The sequence below is a fragment of the Pseudomonas sp. Irchel s3f7 genome, assembly GCF_900187615.1.
Taxonomy (GTDB): Bacteria; Pseudomonadota; Gammaproteobacteria; order Pseudomonadales; family Pseudomonadaceae; genus Aquipseudomonas.
This window is the reverse complement of record NZ_FYDO01000013.1, coordinates 156,996-173,546: the sequence shown is the minus strand read 5'-3', so window position 1 is coordinate 173,546 and position 16,551 is coordinate 156,996. Positions and strand designations below refer to the sequence as shown.

Here is a 16,551-nt window from a genome sequence, read left to right as displayed (position 1 = left end):
GAGCCGATGCATTCCTTATCGGCGCATTAGGTGAAGGGGTGGGACGATGTCTCCCACGGTCTGTACTGGTCAGAGTCAGAAGCGAGGCTTTAGTCCCACCCACCCCTTCAAGTCTAAACATACAAGCTGGCTTGCCAGCGATGGTGGCGTGTCAGGCGACAAATGACATGGTTAAGACAGTTGCTCCCACTAAGTTTCCGGCGCTCATGCGGTTTGCGTAACACCACCGGACCCTGTGGGAGCGGCGGTGCGGCGATCCGACTTGCCCGCGAAAGCGATCGACCCGACGCTACCGTTACAGAATCTGGTGCAAGCTCAAGAACAAACTTCAAGCCAAAAAAAACCCGCTTTCGCGGGTTTTTTCATTACGCCATCTGAGGCTGTTCGCTCATTGGCTTGAGCGGTAGCAGTGGCGCGTGAGGGTCGGCCTTGACCGACTTGCGCCAGGCGTTGAGCCACTCTGGGTGACCTTCGCTCCAGACCTGCTCATGCAGGCGGGCCAATGCCACCGGATCGCTCAGCAGTTGCACACGCTCATTGTTGGTCAGCCCTTCAGGGCCGACTTTCATGGCGTGACGAACCCGTTCGATCCGCAGCCATTCGATCGGCTCGGCCTGACCGTGACGGGACGTCGCCAGCGAACACGCCAGGGCGTTCTGCTGTGGATCGACCACCGAACGGACGAAGCCGTCGTTCAGTGCGTGCCAGCGGTTCTCGTGGGTGTACTGGTCGGTGGCCAGCAGCGCCTGTGGCGGATTGTATTCCTCAGGAATCAGGAACAGGCTCTCGTCACGGGACTTCAGGCCCAGGCCAACACGGCTGGAGATCACCGACACCGGGATCGACAGCATCAACGAACCGACAATCGGCACCAGCCACCACAGGAAGCTCGGGTTCAGCCAGATCACCAACAGTGCCCAGAAGAAGCCCAGCAGCGTTTGCGGACCGTGTCGCTTGACCGCCTCGCTCCATGGCGTGGAGTCGTCGTCACGTTGCGGCGAGTTCCAGGTCGCGGCCCAGCCGAGGAACGCGGCGAGGACGAAACGGGTGTGGAAAATCATCCGCACCGGCGCCAGCAGCATGGAGAACAACATCTCCAGCAGCATCGACAGGGTCACCTTGAACTTGCCGCCGAACTCTTTCGCGCCCTTGGCCCAGATCAGGATGATGCTCAACAGCTTCGGCAGGAACAGCAGCACGATGGTGGTCGAGAACAGTGCAATCGCCTTGTCCGGGTGCCATTGTGGCCACAGCGGATAGAGCTGGCGCGGTTCAAGGAAGTACTGCGGCTCCATCAACGTGTTGACCGCCAGCAGCGCCGTCGACAACACAAGGAAGAAGAACCACAACGGCGCCGACAGGTAAGACATCACGCCGGTCAGGAACACCGCACGGTGCACCGGGTGCATGCCCTTGACCAGGAACAGGCGGAAGTTCATCAGGTTGCCGTGGCACCAGCGACGGTCACGCTTGAGTTCGTCCAGCAGGTTCGGCGGCAGTTCTTCGTAGCTGCCCGGCAAGTCGTAGGCAATCCACACGCCCCAACCGGCACGACGCATCAACGCGGCTTCAACGAAGTCGTGGGACAGGATCGCACCGGCAAACGCGCCTTTACCCGGCAACGGCGCCAGGGCGCAGTGCTCGATAAACGGCTTCATGCGGATGATCGCGTTGTGACCCCAGTAGTGCGATTCGCCCAGCTGCCAGAAGTGCAGGCCCGCGGTGAACAGCGGACCGTACACGCGGGTCGCGAACTGCTGCATGCGCGCATACAGGGTGTCCATGCCCGACGCACGCGGCGCGGTCTGGATGATCCCGGCGTCCGGCGTGGCTTCCATCAAACGCACCAGACTGGTCAGGCAATCGCCGCTCATTACCGAATCGGCGTCGAGGACGACCATGTACTTATAGTCACCACCCCAGCGACGGCAGAAGTCGTCGAGGTTGCCGCTTTTACGCTTAACGCGACGGCGACGGCGGCGATAGAAGATCTTGCCGAAGCCCCCAGCCTCACGGCAGACGTCCAGCCAGGCCTGCTGCTCGGCAACGCAAATGTCGGCGTCGTTACTGTCGCTGAGCACAAAGAAGTCGAAGCGATCCAGATCACCGGTCGCTGCAACCGACTCGAACGTCGCGCGCAGACCCGCGAACACACGAGGCACGTCTTCGTTGCAGATCGGCATCACCAGTGCGGTGCGCGCATCTTTCGGAATTGGCTCGTTACCGGCGCTTTTACCAGAGATACGGTATTTATCGTGCCCCGTGAGCAACTCGAGGAAGCCCATCAGCGCAGTCCAGAAACCGGCCGACACCCAGCAGAACAAAATCCCGAACAGAATCAGGATGCTGGTCTGCAAGGCATACGGCAGCACTTGCGTGGCGGTTTGCAGCAGCGGTTGGTGCAGCACTTCGTTCAGGTCGACGAACGACCAGCCCTGGTACGGCATGATGCCTTTCATGTACCAACCGGCGACGATAGTCTGGCCGAGCATCAGCACCAACAGAATGTAGCGACGGATCGAACCCACGGTGCGCCAGCGCGCGGCCGGCAGGACGCGTTCGTCCTTCGGCGGCTGTGGCGGGTTGGTACGACCGGTCATCCGACGCCAGCCACGCACCAGAATGTTGGTGCGCCACGGCTCCGGCACAACCTTGGTCCGGCGGATTGGCGGGGTCGCCTTGAGACAGACCCGACCATTGGCGTCGAGCGCCAGCATTTCCGCATCCTGCAACTCTTCGGCAGTGCTCAGGGTCAGGCGCTTGCCCACCGAAGCCTGGGCGGCCTCGGTCGGAGCGTCGAACGTGGATGACGACAGGCGTTCATGCAGCTCGCTGAAGGACCGGCAACCCGCGAGCTCCGCGCGTTGCTGGTCGGTCATCGGCAGATGCGCCAGATACTCGGCAAGAGTTTCTGGCTGTACTTGAGAATTACTCATCGGCAGGCAACTGGTAGCTCCAGGTCTCGGTCAGGACTTCTTCAGTCGGCGCCGATTCCGGTGTGGCTGGGGCCGCGCCGGCAGCGACAGGCTGCTGGGCGTCTTTGTTTTTGGCCTTGTCCTTGGCATCTGCAACCGGCTTGACGTCGGCCTGCTTGGCCTCCGCTGCCTTGGCGTCCTTGTCTGCTTTCTCTTGTTGCTTGGCAGCAACCTTGTCGGCCTTGGCAACCGACGAGTTCGACGCCGGAATCGAGGTCTTGGCCAAGTCCGCAGGCACGATGTTCTGTACCAGCGCGGCACGCATTTCGGTGGCCTTGCTCGGATCCTTGACCTTCATGCGCAGCGTCAGGCGCCAGCCCTTGGTTTCAGGGTTGTAGCGCACGCTGTTCTCGACCAGTTCGGCGTTGTCACCAACGCTGACCTGGCTGCGAACGTCCGCATCGGCAGGCAAAGCGGCCAGGGACGGACCTTCGAAATCCACAAGGTAAGCCACGCTGCCGTCCGGCTGACGAATCAGGTTGGACTGTTTAACGTCACCGGTGGAACGCAGGGTTTGTTTGACCCAGGCGCTGTCCGGGGCGTGGATCGACGCTTCGTCCATGGTCCAGTGCATACGATAAGCAACATCGAGTGGCTGGCCAGGTTCCGGCAACTTTTCCGGGTTCCAGAAGGCTACGATATTGTCGTTGGTTTCATCGGCGGTCGGAATTTCGACCAGATCGACGGTGCCCTTGCCCCAGTCGCCCTTCGGCTCGATCCAGGCGCTTGGGCGCTTGTCGTAGCGGTCGTCGAGATCTTCGTAATGGCTGAAGTCGCGACCACGTTGCAGCAGACCGAAACCACGCGGGTTCTCGACCGAGAAGTTGCTGACAGCCAGGTGTTTCGGGTTGTTCAGCGGACGCCAGATCCACTCGCCATTGCCGGCATGGATCGCCAGGCCGCTGGAGTCATGCAGTTCACGACGGTAGTTCAGCACTTTCGACGGCTGGTTGGCGCCGAACAGGTACATGCTGGTCAACGGCGCGATACCCAGTTTGCCGACCTTGTCACGCAGGAACATCTGCGCCTTGACGTCGACAATGGTGTCGCTGCCCGGACGCAAGGTCAGGCGATAGGCACCGGTGGCACGTGGCGAATCCAGCAGCGCAAAGATCACCAGGTGCTTGTCGCCCGGTTTTGGCTGTTGAATCCAGAACTCGCGAAAACGCGGAAATTCTTCGCCGGATGGCAATGCGGTATCGAGCGCCATGCCGCGGGCGGACAGACCATAGACGTGACCCTTGCCGACGACGCGGAAGTAGCTCGCGCCGAGCATGGTCATGATTTCGTCTTGCTTGTCGGCCTTGTTGATCGGGTACAGCACACGGAAACCGGCATAACCCAATTGCTCAGTGGCCTTCGGGTCGAAGTTCAGGTCGCCGAAGTCGAAACGACTTGGGTCGTACTTGATCTCTTCGACGGTGTTCGCGGTGATTTCGTTGATTTTCACCGGCGTATCGAAATGCATGCCCTGATGATAGAAGGACAGCTTGAACGGCGTCTTCTGATCAGCCCACTCGGCTTTTTCGGTCAGAAACCGGATTTTCTGATAGTCCGCGAATTTCATTTCACGGAATTCGTTCGGCAGGTTACTGCGCGGCGCTTCGTACTTCTGCCCGGCCAGCTCTTTTGCCTTGACCGATACATCATCCAGATTGAATGCCCAAAGCTGGCCGGCGCTGAACAGGCAGAGCAGTGCAGAGCCCGCTACCAGTGCGTTACGTAACCGTTTGGCAGACAATTTTGGTGCATTACAGGGACTAACAATCACGAGCAACCCTCGCCGAAAACAGATCAAAAAACCAACGGCCAGTTGAAGGGTTTGTGAGGAATGCGGTGTGAAAAAACCGACCCTACAAACCACTCTTGCCAAGTTGGCGAGCATTGTTCCGACTCCGCTGGGGCAAAATGATTCCCCAATCGGATCCAGACAAGTCTCTACCTAAGTCAAAATGGACCAACGAACGCCGATCCCCGTAGCGCGCGATTATCTAGTAGGCCGCGTTACAACGCATCAGGGGTAACAAAGTATTTATCGCGAAAAACCCCTGTTTGCAGCCGAAATGAGCTTAAAAACTTGTTTCAAGTGCTTTCAGGTCTGTAACAGGAAGGTTACCGGGCCATCATTGACCAGGTGCACCTGCATATCCGCGCCGAATCTACCCGATGCCACAGTGCCATGCACTTGTTTCGCTTTGGCTAATAGATAGTCGAAAAGCTCCTCTCCCAGCGCCGGAGGGGCCGCGGTCGAGAAACTCGGGCGCAACCCGCTCTTGGTATCGGCAGCCAGGGTGAACTGCGAGACCAGCAGCAACCCGCCACCCACATCCGCCAGGGACAGGTTCATCTTGCCCTCGGTATCGCTGAACACCCGATAGTTAAGCAGTTTATTGAGAAGTTTGTCGGCGCTGGCCCGGGTGTCCTCGGGCTCTACAGCCACCAACACCAACAAACCCTGGTCAACCGCACCGACCACCTCGCCCGCTACCTCGACTCGCGCGCCACGCACGCGTTGCAGCAAGCCTTTCATGCTTCTTCGGGCGCCAGGTCCAGCAAACGGTGGGCCATCTGCTTGGCGGCCCGTACCAGTGCGTCAGTAATGCCCGGTTCGGAAGCGGCGTGGCCGGCATCGCGAATTACTTGCAGTTCACTGTTTGGCCAGGCCTGGTGCAATTCCCAGGCATTATCCAGCGGGCAGATCACGTCATAGCGACCATGCACGATCACGCCCGGCAGATGGGCAATCTTGCCCATGTCGCGAATCAGCTGGTTCGGTTCGAGGAAGGCATTGTTCGTGAAGTAGTGACATTCGATGCGCGCAATGGATAACGCACGCTGCGGCTCGGAGAACCGATCGACCACCAGCGGGTTTGGACGCAGGGTTGCGGTGCGACCCTCCCAGGTCGACCAGGCCTTGGCCGCATGCATCTGGGCGATCTGATCGTTGCCGACCAGGCGCTTGTGGAAAGCGGTGAGCAGGTCGTCGCGCTCGTCCAGCGGAATGGGCGCGATGTAGTCCTGCCAGTAATCGGGGAACAGGCGACTGGCGCCTGCCTGGTAGAACCACTCGATTTCCTGCGGACGGCAAAGAAAGATCCCGCGCAGGATCAAGCCATGTACACGTTCCGGGTGGGTTTGTGCATAGGCCAGCGCCAGGGTCGAACCCCATGAGCCACCGAACAGCACCCATTTTTCGATGCCCAGGTGCTGGCGAATCCGCTCAAGGTCGGCGACCAGATCCCAGGTGGTGTTGTTTTCCAGGCTGGCGTGGGGAGTGGAGCGACCACAACCGCGCTGGTCGAAGGTGACAATGCGGTACAGGTTGGGATCGAAGAAGCAACGACTCTGGGCATCACACCCCGCGCCAGGGCCGCCGTGGATGAATACCACCGGCAAACCTTGCGGTGAACCGCTTTCGTCAACGTACAGGGTGTGGGTCGCATCGACAGCCAGATCGTGCCGGGCGTAGGGTTTGATCTGCGGGTACAAAGTCTGCATTGCGCACTCCGTAAGGGGTCGAGGTCATCCCTGGGGGGACTTCTATTATTCTGCCGTGGGGCATCATAAACCCGATTTACGTCAATGAGCATGCCCAGCCTGGCAAGAGTTCGCAATCAAACCTGTGGCGAGGGAGCGTGCTCCCGCTGGGCTGCGTAGCAGCCCCAAAACCCTTCAACCGAGTTTTGTCAGATACACCTGACTGTCCGGGTTTACGACGGCTTCGCCGCCGGACGGGAGCAAGCTCCCTCGCCACAAAAGCCCACTTGCCAGCGTTTCGTGTTTAAGCGCTGTAGTGCTTTTCGCCCCACGCCAACAACCCTTGAAGCAATTCCTTCAACACCACTCGCGTCGGCTCCGCCAGGTCCGGGCGGTAGCGGAACGGCTCGAACTCTTCCATATACGTGCACTGCCCCAGCTCCAGTTGCACGGCGTGAATGTTCTCGGCCGGGTTGCCGTAATGGCGGGTGATGTGGCCGCCCTTGAAGCGTCCGTTCAGCACGTGGGTGTAATTGTCGTGACGCGCACAGATGGCTTCCAGTTGCGTCGCCAACTGCGGATCGCAACTGGCGCCGTTGAAGGTGCCGAGGTTGAAATCCGGCAGCTTGCCGTCAAACAGGTGCGGGATCAGCGAGCGGATCGAATGCGCATCGAACAGCAGCGCGTAGCCAAACTCAGCCTTCAGACGCGCCAGCTCGTTTTGCAAGGTGCTGTGGTACGGCGTCCAGATCTGCTCAAGGTACGTCGCGCGTTCTTCTTTGGAAGGCTCCAGCCCTTCGCGGAACAAAGGCACGCCATCGAACAACGTGGCCGGGTACAGGCCGGTGGTTGCGCCGACATACAAAGGCTTGTCGTCGGATGGACGGTTCAGGTCGATGACGAACCGCGAATACTCGGCAGCCAGGGTGCTGGCACCCAGTTCAGCGGCGAAATCGTACAGCTGCGGGATGTGCCAGTCGGTGTCCGGCAGGCTTTTCGCCTGGGGGATCAATCCGGCTTCGACGGCCGGGGTCAGACGCACACCGGCGTGGGGCATGCTGATCAGCAGTGGCACACGGCCTTGTTTGAAGTTCAGAACCTTATCCACAACAGATCTCCTACAAACTTGATTCGACGCCGTGGCGCACGACGCGTTTTTCCAGGTCGCCGCCGAGCCAGTAACACAGGTCGGCCGGACGATCGATTTGCCAGGCGACGAAATCCGCGACCTTGCCGGCCTCCAGCGAACCGTGGGTGTCGGCCATGCCCAATGCAGTGGCGGCATGAATCGTCGCGCCAGCCAGGACTTCTTCCGGAGTCATGCGAAAGCAGGTGCAAGCCATGTTCAGCATCAGGCGCAACGACAGCGCCGGCGAGGTGCCGGGGTTGAGATCACTGGCGATGGCGATTTTCACACTGTGCTTGCGCAGGGCTTCCATCGGCGGCAATTGGGTTTCGCGAAGGAAGTAAAAAGCACCGGGCAATAGCACGGCGACGGTGCCGGACTCGGCCATGGCGATGGCGTCGTCTTCGGTCATGAATTCCAGGTGATCGGCGGACAACGCGTGGTAACGCGCCGCCAGACTAGAGCCGTGCAGCGAGGACAACTGTTCGGCGTGCAGCTTCACCGGCAAGCCAAGTTCCTGAGCAGTTATAAATACGCGCTCAACCTGAGCCGGGGAAAACGCCAGGTATTCGCAGAATGCGTCCACGGCGTCCACCAACCCTTCGGCGGCCAGGGCCGGGAGCATTTCAGCGCAGATGTGATCGATGTAATCGTCGGCGCGATCGGCATATTCCGGCGGCAAAGCATGAGCCGCCAGGCAGGTGCTGCGCACACTGACCGGCAGTTCGGCGCCGAGACGACGGGCCACGCGTAGCATTTTGCGTTCGTTGGCCAGGTCCAGGCCGTAGCCGGATTTGATCTCGATGCTGGTGACGCCGTCGCGCATCAGGCTTTTCAGACGCTTGCTGGCGCTGGCGAACAATTCGTCTTCGCTGGCGGCACGGGTGGCGCGCACGGTGCTGGCGATGCCGCCGCCGCTGGCGGCGATTTCCGCGTAGCTGACGCCTTGCAGGCGCTGCTCGAATTCACCGCTGCGGTTACCGCCGAACACCGTGTGGGTGTGGCAGTCGATCAGACCCGGTGTGACCCAGGCCCCGTTCAAATCGTTGACCGCCGGGTACTCGCCCGCCGGCAGTTCAGCGCGAGGGCCGATCCACTCGATGAGCGCACCGGACGTCACGATGGCCGCGTCCTCGATGATCGAGTAGACGCCTTGGGCCATGGTTGCGACGTGGCAGTGTTGCCAGAGGGTTTTCATCCCTTAGTCTCCACAGTATTCAAAATCGAATCGCCAGCAAGCCGGCTCCTACAGGGTCCTGTAGGAGCCGGCTTGCCAGCGATGGGGGCATCACAGGCTAGGCAAAAGCTTGGTTGGAACCAGCTCAGTCAGGCACCGCGAAGCCAGCAGTTCAATCGCCGCATTGATGTCCGGCGCAAAGAAGCGGTCCTTCTCATAAAACGGCACTTCTTTACGCAAAATGGCGCGAGCCTTTTCCAGTTTGGTCGAGGTCTTCAGGCCATTGCGCAGGTCCAGGCCCTGCGCCGCTGCCAGCCATTCAACAGCCAGAATTCCACGGGTGTTCTCGGCCATTTCCCACAGACGCTTACCGGCAGCAGGGGCCATCGACACGTGGTCTTCCTGGTTGGCGGACGTCGGCAGGCTGTCCACCGAATGCGGATGGGCCAGCGCCTTGTTCTCGCTGGCCAGTGCCGCCGCCGTCACCTGGGCAATCATGAAACCGGAGTTCACGCCGCCATTGGCCACCAGGAACGGCGGCAGTTGCGACATGTGCTTGTCCATCATCAGCGAGATGCGACGCTCGCTCAGAGAACCGATTTCCGCGATGGCCAGCGCCATGTTGTCAGCCGCCATGGCCACGGGTTCGGCGTGGAAGTTACCACCGGAAATCACGTCGCCTTCAGCAGCGAATACCAACGGGTTGTCCGATACAGCGTTGGCTTCGACGGCCAGCACTTCGGCAGCCTGACGGAACTGGGTCAGGCAGGCGCCCATGACTTGTGGCTGGCAGCGCAGGGAATACGGGTCCTGAACCTTCTCGCAGTTCTCGTGGGAATCGGACACTTCACTGCGCTCGCCCAGCAGATCGCGGTAAGCAGCGGCGGCGTCGATCTGGCCTTTCTGGCCACGGGCCGCGTGGATGCGTGCGTCGAACGGCGAGCGCGAGCCGAGTACCGCTTCAACGGTCAGACCGCCGAGGGCCAGAGCACCGGCAAACAGGTCTTCGCCTTCGAACAGGCCACGCAGGGCAAACGCGGTCGACACCTGCGTGCCGTTGAGCAGCGCCAGGCCTTCTTTGGCGGCCAGGGTCAGCGGAGTCAGGCCGGCGACTTTCAGCGCTTCGACCGCTTCCATCCACTCGCCCCTGTAGCGCGCCTTGCCTTCGCCCAGCAGCACCAGCGACATGTGGGCCAATGGAGCCAAGTCACCGGAGGCACCCACCGAACCTTTCAGGGGAATGTGCGGATAAACCTCAGCGTTGATCAGGGCGATCAGCGCATCGATCACCACGCGGCGAATGCCGGAGAAACCACGGCACAGGCTGTTGACCTTGAGCACCATGATCAGTCGTACCAGCTCGTCGCTGATCGGCTGGCCGACACCGGCCGCATGGGACAGCACCAACGAGCGCTGCAGGTTTTCCAGGTCTTCGCTGGCGATGCGGGTCGACGCCAGCAGGCCGAAACCGGTGTTGATGCCGTAAGCGGTGCGGTTCTCGGCGAGGATTTGTTCCACGCAGGCCACGCTGGCTTCGATCTGGGCCGAGGCGCTGTTGTCGAGGGTCAGTTTCACCGGTTGCTGATACACGTCACGCAGTTGAGCGAGGGTCAGTTGGCCGGGAATCAGGTTTAGCGCAGTCATTTTTGTGCTCCTTTTGAGAGTTTTTTATCAACTACCAGACGCTCCGGAGATGTCCGTTGTCCGTCGCTTCCGCCTTTTTGAGGGGGCTGGCGCCTTGGCACGCTGGTTTTGTATGGAAATCAGTTCAAGTTCGGTAAAGCTTTTTGCAACAAAGCAGGGTCTTTCAGAACACTGGCCGCAGCGGCAATGTCCGGCGCCAGCCAACGATCCTGATCGTAAGCCGGAACGCGCTCACGCAGCAGACGCCAGGCCGCATCGGTACCCGCGCCGAAGCGCTGCTCTTTCAGGAATTCAAACGCCTGGGCCGCCAGCAGATACTCGATGGCGAGGATCTGCGTGCAGTTTTCCAAGGCGCGGTGCAGTTTCAGTGCGGCGTTGGTGCCCAGGCTCAGGTGGTCTTCTTGCAGACCCGACGTCACGTAGTTATCCAACACTGCCGGTTGCGCCAACTGGCGGTTTTCCGCGCACAGCGAGGCGGCGACGTATTGCACGATCATCATCCCGGAATTCACACCCGGGTTGGCCACCAGAAACGCCGGCAGACCGCTGACATGCGGGTTGATCAAGCGGTCCAGGCGACGTTCGGCGATGGAGCCGATTTCTGCCATCGCGATGGCCAGCAAATCCGCTGCCATTGCCACGGACTGACCGTGGGGGTTGGCCTGGGAAACGACGCGGTAGTTGTCCGCGGTGCCCAGCACCAATGGGTTATCGGTGGCGCTGTTGAGCTCGGTTTCGATCTGCTTGGTCGCGTGCGCCAGTTGATCGCGCGCGGCGCCGTGCACCTGCGGGATCGAGCGAATGCTCAGGGCGTCTTGCGTGCGAATGCCCTTGCTCTGGGCGATCACTTCACTGCCGTCGAGCAGTGCCCGCAGATTGATCCCGACCTGTTGCATGCCCGGGTGCGGCTTGAGCGCGATGATCTCGGCGTCAAATGCATCGATTTGTCCGCGCTGAGCTTCAAAGCTCATGGCGCCGACCACGTCGGCCCATTCCAGCAGGCGCGTGGCATCGCCAATCGCCAGGCAGCTCAGGCCGGTCATGCACGGCGTGCCGTTGACCAGGCACAAACCATCCTTGGCACCCAGCTTGACCGGTTGCAGGCCTTCTTCAGCCAGCGCTTGCTGCGCGGAAACGACCTGGCCGCGATAGCTGACGTTTCCGACGCCCAGCAGCGCGATGCCGATGTGAGCCATGTGGGTCAGGTAGCCCACGGAACCCTGGGACGGCACTTGCGGGGTGATGCCACGGTTGAGCAGCGCCAGCAGGGCTTCGACGACCTGGCGGTGCAGGCCGGATTTGCCATGGCTGTAGTTGATGACGGCGGCGCACATGATCGAACGGGTCTGTTCGTTGGTCAGCGGTGTACCGACGCCGCAGGCGTGGCTGAGCAGCGTGTTGCGCGACAATTGGCTGAGTTGCTCGTCCTGCAGCGAGACGTTGCACAGCGCGCCCAGCCCGGTGTTGATGCCATAGGCGCGTTCGCCGCTGGTAACGATGCGCTGGACGATGGCTTGCGCGTTGTCGATGCGTGCCCAGACCGGCGCCGACAGCTCAAGCTGTGCGCCATGGCGGGCCACGGCGACCACATCCTGCCAAGTGACCTGCGCTTGGGTGATAACGATTTTTTCAGCCTGGGACATCTTTAACCTCGTACCTGATTATTGATGCAGCTTCACCGGCCCCATCGCTGGCAAGCCAGCTCCTACAGGGATTGTGTACACCTTGTAGGAGCCGGCTTGCTGGCGATGGGGGCCAGCACAACCACCACAAATTTCTTAAACCACCGCCGCCCGACGCTGCACAAAGCGGTCGACATATTCATCCGCCGGCGAATGCAGGATCTCTTTCGGCGTGCCGACCTGAATCAGGCGGCCGTCCTTGAGGATCGCGATGCGGTTGCCGATGCGCACGGCCTCGTCGAGGTCGTGGGTGATGAAGACGATGGTCTTGTGCAGGGTCTTTTGCAGTTCCAGCAACTGGTCCTGCATCTCGGCACGGATCAGCGGATCAAGGGCGCTGAAGGCTTCGTCCATCAGAATGATGTCGGTGTCCGCCGCCAAGGCGCGGGCCAGGCCCACACGCTGACGCATGCCGCCGGAGAGCTGATGCGGGTATTTGTTTTCGTAGCCCTTGAGGCCCACGGTGTTAATCCAGTGCAGCGCACGTTCACTGCACAGGGCGTTGCTTTCGCCACGGACTTTCAAGCCATAGGCCACGTTGTCCAGCACCGTCTTGTGCGGCAACAGGCCGAAGCTCTGGAACACCATGCTGATCTTGCGCCGACGAAATTCGCGCAGGGCTTCCATGTCGTATTGCAGGATGTCCACGCCGTCCACCAGGATCGCGCCGCTGGTGGGGTCGATCAGGCGATTGAAGTGGCGCACCAGGGTCGACTTGCCGGAACCCGACAGGCCCATGATCACGAAGATCTCACCGCTGCCGATGCTCAGCGACAGGTCATTCACACCGACCACGCAACCCGTCTCGGACAGCACCTGCTCTTTGGTTTTGCCCTGGCCGATCATGCCCAGCGCATCCTTGGAGCGGTTACCGAAAATCTTGAAGACGTTTTTGACTTCGATCTTGCTTACGGATGCGTTGTTCATTTGCTCACCTCATGCCGTGGCCGACCGTACGCCTGTGTAATGCGGTCGATGACCACTGCCAGAATCACAATCGCCAAACCCGCCTCCAGGCCGCGTCCGACGTTGAGGGTCTGAATCCCCACCAGTACGTCTTCACCCAAACCACGGGCACCGATCATCGAGGCAATCACCACCATCGACAGGGCCATCATGGTGGTCTGGTTGATACCCGCCATGATGCTGGGCAAGGCCAGCGGCAGTTGCACGCCGAACAGTTGCTGCCAGCGGTTGGCGCCGAAGGCGTTGATCGCTTCCATCACTTCGCCGTCGACCTGGCGGATGCCCAGATCGGTCAGACGGATCAGCGGCGGTGCGGCGTAGATCACCGTGGCGAAAATCGCCGGGACCTTGCCCAGGCCGAACAGCATCAGCACCGGGATCAGGTACACGAAACTCGGCATGGTCTGCATGATGTCCAGCAGTGGCATCAGCACAGAACGCAGGCGGTTGCTGCGCGCCGAGAGAATGCCCAGCGGAATGCCGATCAGCACCGAGATGACGGTCGCGACCATCATCAGCGCCAGGGTCTGCATCAGCTTGTCCCAGAGGCCGACCGCACCCACCAAAAACAGCAGACCGACGATCACGGAGGTGGTCACGATTTTACGGGTCGCGTGCCAGGCCACACCGGCCACGATGGCCAGCATCAGCCACCAGGGCGCCGCACGCAGCAGGCTTTCGAGATTGACGATGGCCCACAGCAGGGTGTCGGAAATGCTGCGGAACACGTCGCCGTAGTTGGTCACCAGCGAGTCGACCCAACCGTTGACCCAGTCGGCGATGGAAAAGGTAAAACTTTCGGGAAACATAAGAGACTCTCAATCAAGGGGTTGCGATCAAGCATCCGACTGCCGTTGCCGACAGCCGGAGAAGCTCGACCTACAAGGCCGCGTCGATCTTTTTGGCTGCGTCTTCACTCACCCACTGGTGCCAGACTTCAGGATGTTCCTTAAGGAAGATCTTGGCCAGTTTTGGCGACTCGATTCGCTCTTTGCTCATGCGCGCCAGGTTCTGGTTCAGCAGGTCGATTGGCACGTTGACCTTTTCCAGCACGGCCACCAGCTCCGGGGCTTCGTCGTGGAACGTCTTGGACAGGCCGACCTTGATATCCACGGTCTTGTTCACGCCTGGTTTTTCTTCGAGTTTCACCACGTCGATCTGGCCCATCAGCGGGGTTGGCGACCAGTAGTAGAACAGGATCGGTTCGCCACGCTTGTAGCTCGACAGCACCGCGGCATCCAGCGCCGGGCCGGTGCCTGGGCGGAAGTTGGTGTAGCTGCTTTCCAGACCGTAGCTTTTGAGCATTTCGCTGTTGTCGAGCTCACAGGTCCAGCCGGCCGGGCAGTTGTAGAAACGGCCCTTGCCTGGCTCTTCGGCGTCCTTGAACACCGCGGCGTATTTGGCCAGGTCGGCAATGTTTTTCAGGTCAGGGGCCTTGGCTTCCAGCTTGCGCTTGGCATCGCCTTCGATGACGTAGCGCGGCACGTACCAGCCTTCGATCGCACCAACAACCGGCGCGCCGACGCCAACGACCTTGCCGGCTTTCTCGGCCTTGTTCCAGACCTCGCTGCGGCCGACCCACTCTTCGGCGAACACTTGAATATCGTTGCTGCCCAACGCGTTTTCCATGGTGATGGAGTTGCCCGGCAGGCTGTCAGTCTTGCAGTCGTAGCCTTTCTCCAACACGACTTGCATCACGTCGGTCAGCAGCATGGCGCTTTCCCAGTTCAAACCGGCGAATTTCACCGGTTTGCCCGACTCGCACCAACCCGCCGCCTGAGTGGCGCCGGCGCTGGCCAGCAGGCCCATGGAAAGCAATGTGGTCAGCAGGGTCTTGTTCGATTTCATTGTATTGACGCTCCTAATCATGAATGGGCTTACGGCAGTCAAGAGGCATCCAGCCCTGTCCACGTCCAGTCAGGCCTGCGCCGCAGCGCGACCCACATTCAGCTTTTGTTCGGTGATCGCGCCCTGCTCGACCGGCAGGATCAAATGATCAGGCACTGTGCCGTGCCATTTTTTTGCGCACACGTAATACAGGGCGGCGGGCAGCACCAGGCCGATGATCCAGGAAATATCCACACCCCCCAGGGCATCCACCAACGGACCGGTATAGAACTTGGAGGAGATGAACGGCAGCTGCACCAACACACCGAAAACATAGACGCTGATCCCGAGAATGTTCCAGCGACCGTAGCGACCATTCGGGTCGGCCAGCGCCGGTACGTCATAGCGTTCGCGGGTGATGCAGTAGTAATCCACCAGGTTGATCGCGCTCCAGGGCGTGAAGAACGCCAGCAAGAACAGGATGAAGGACTTGAATGCACCGAGGAACGAGTGCTGGCCGAGCAACGCCATCAGGGTCGCCGCACCGACGATGACCAGCACGAACACCAGACGCTGCAAGCGCGTGACCTTCAGCTCACCCCGGAAACCGCTGATGATGGTCGCGATGCACATGAAGCTGCCGTAGGAGTTCAGCGTGGAGATGGTGACTTTGCCGAACGCAATGCTGAAATACAGCAGCGCAGCGGTGGCACCGGCCCCCCCCAGACCCACGATGTAGGCCACTTCGTGACCGGCGAATTGCCCGTTGGCCGAAGCGGCCGCGAACACGCCGAGGACCATCGCCACCTGTGCACCAATGACCGAACCTGCGCCTGCGGCGAAAAAGGTTTTCACCGAGGAAGTCTTGCTCGGCAGGTAGCGGGAATAGTCAGCCACATAAGGGCCGAAGGCGATCTGCCAGGACGCCGCGAGCGACACCGCGAGCAGGAAACTGCTCCAGCTGAAGTGGCGGATTTCCAACAAGGCGCCAACGTCAACCTGGCTCATCAGGCGGCTGAACAGATAAACAAAGGCAATCACGCCAATGACACTGGCAACACGGCCGATCCAATGGATCACCCGATAACCGAGCACTGTAACCAGCACGATGACACTGGCGAAAATGAGAATACCGACGGTGTCGCTCACGCCAAACAACTGGCCCAGCGCCTGGCCGGAAAGCACCGTGCCCGTTGCAGTGAAGCCCAGGTACATCAGGCACACCAGCACGATCGGGATGGCCGCGCCGTAAACGCCGAACTGCACCCGGCTGGAAATCATCTGCGGCAGGCCAAGCTTGGGCCCTTGCGCGGCATGCAGCGCCATCACGCCACCGCCAAGCAGTTGGCCGATCAACAGACCGATCAACGACCAGAACACATCGCCGCCCAGCACCACGGCCAGGGCCCCGGTGACAATCGCAGTGATTTGCAGGTTGGCCCCCATCCACAGAGTGAACTGACTCAACAGACGACCGTGTCTTTCCGCTTCAGGGATGTAGTCGATCGAGCGTTTCTCGATCAAAGGTTTGTTGCCTGCACGTTCGTTGCTGACAGCCATGATTCAACCTCTGTGGATTGTTATTCTGGGTTGTGTAACCCCTGTAGGAGCCGGCTTGCTGGCGATCCATGCGGCGCGGTGTATCTGGTGCACCGCATTGATGCTATCGCCAGCAAG

General features: G+C 60.5%; 12 protein-coding genes. All 12 read right to left on the bottom strand.

Features of this window, described 5'->3' with window-relative positions:
* Positions 1–365 precede the first annotated feature (365 nt).
* Positions 366–2,936: a glucans biosynthesis glucosyltransferase MdoH gene (mdoH, locus tag CKW19_RS13730; protein ID WP_095058327.1), complete on the bottom strand. Its 2,571-nt coding sequence runs from the start codon at positions 2,934–2,936 to the stop codon at positions 366–368.
* Positions 2,929–4,746 carry a glucan biosynthesis protein G gene (locus CKW19_RS13725; RefSeq protein ID WP_095058326.1) on the bottom strand — a complete coding sequence of 606 codons (1,818 nt, stop codon included), beginning with the start codon at positions 4,744–4,746 and terminating at the stop codon, positions 2,929–2,931. Before CKW19_RS13725 ends, mdoH begins: the two co-directional genes overlap by 8 nt.
* Before the next feature lie 321 nt (positions 4,747–5,067).
* The gene (dtd, locus tag CKW19_RS13720) at positions 5,068–5,505 is read right to left on the bottom strand and encodes a D-aminoacyl-tRNA deacylase (RefSeq protein ID WP_095058325.1); all 438 of its coding nucleotides are present in this window, start codon (positions 5,503–5,505) and stop codon (positions 5,068–5,070) included.
* Entirely contained in the window at positions 5,502–6,473 is a 972-nt protein-coding gene (gene pip / locus CKW19_RS13715) for a prolyl aminopeptidase (protein WP_095058324.1), read from the bottom strand. Before pip ends, dtd begins: the two co-directional genes overlap by 4 nt.
* A 283-nt stretch (positions 6,474–6,756) precedes the next feature.
* Positions 6,757–7,560, bottom strand: coding sequence for an N-formylglutamate deformylase (hutG, locus tag CKW19_RS13710; RefSeq protein WP_095058323.1), 804 nt, complete (start codon positions 7,558–7,560; stop codon positions 6,757–6,759).
* Between the two features lie 10 nt (positions 7,561–7,570).
* Positions 7,571–8,776 carry an imidazolonepropionase gene (hutI, locus tag CKW19_RS13705; protein ID WP_095058322.1) on the bottom strand — a complete coding sequence of 402 codons (1,206 nt, stop codon included), beginning with the start codon at positions 8,774–8,776 and terminating at the stop codon, positions 7,571–7,573.
* Positions 8,777–8,866: 90 nt separating this feature from the next.
* A complete protein-coding gene (hutH, locus tag CKW19_RS13700) occupies positions 8,867–10,399 on the bottom strand; it encodes a histidine ammonia-lyase (RefSeq protein ID WP_095058321.1) in 1,533 nt (510 codons plus the stop codon).
* A gap of 119 nt (positions 10,400–10,518) precedes the next feature.
* Positions 10,519–12,042: a histidine ammonia-lyase gene (hutH, locus tag CKW19_RS13695; protein WP_095058320.1), complete on the bottom strand. Its 1,524-nt coding sequence runs from the start codon at positions 12,040–12,042 to the stop codon at positions 10,519–10,521.
* 135 nt (positions 12,043–12,177) lie between these two features.
* Positions 12,178–13,008 (bottom strand): glycine betaine/L-proline ABC transporter ATP-binding protein, encoded by an 831-nt coding sequence (locus tag CKW19_RS13690; protein ID WP_095058319.1) that lies wholly within the window; start codon positions 13,006–13,008, stop codon positions 12,178–12,180.
* The gene (locus tag CKW19_RS13685) at positions 13,005–13,856 is read right to left on the bottom strand and encodes a proline/glycine betaine ABC transporter permease (RefSeq protein ID WP_095058318.1); all 852 of its coding nucleotides are present in this window, start codon (positions 13,854–13,856) and stop codon (positions 13,005–13,007) included. The genes CKW19_RS13690 and CKW19_RS13685 overlap by 4 nt, the downstream gene beginning before the upstream one ends.
* A 70-nt stretch (positions 13,857–13,926) precedes the next feature.
* A complete protein-coding gene (locus tag CKW19_RS13680; RefSeq protein ID WP_095058317.1) occupies positions 13,927–14,895 on the bottom strand; it encodes an ABC transporter substrate-binding protein in 969 nt (322 codons plus the stop codon).
* 69 nt (positions 14,896–14,964) lie between these two features.
* Positions 14,965–16,434 carry a cytosine permease gene (locus tag CKW19_RS13675; RefSeq protein WP_095058316.1) on the bottom strand — a complete coding sequence of 490 codons (1,470 nt, stop codon included), beginning with the start codon at positions 16,432–16,434 and terminating at the stop codon, positions 14,965–14,967.
* Positions 16,435–16,551 lie beyond the last annotated feature (117 nt).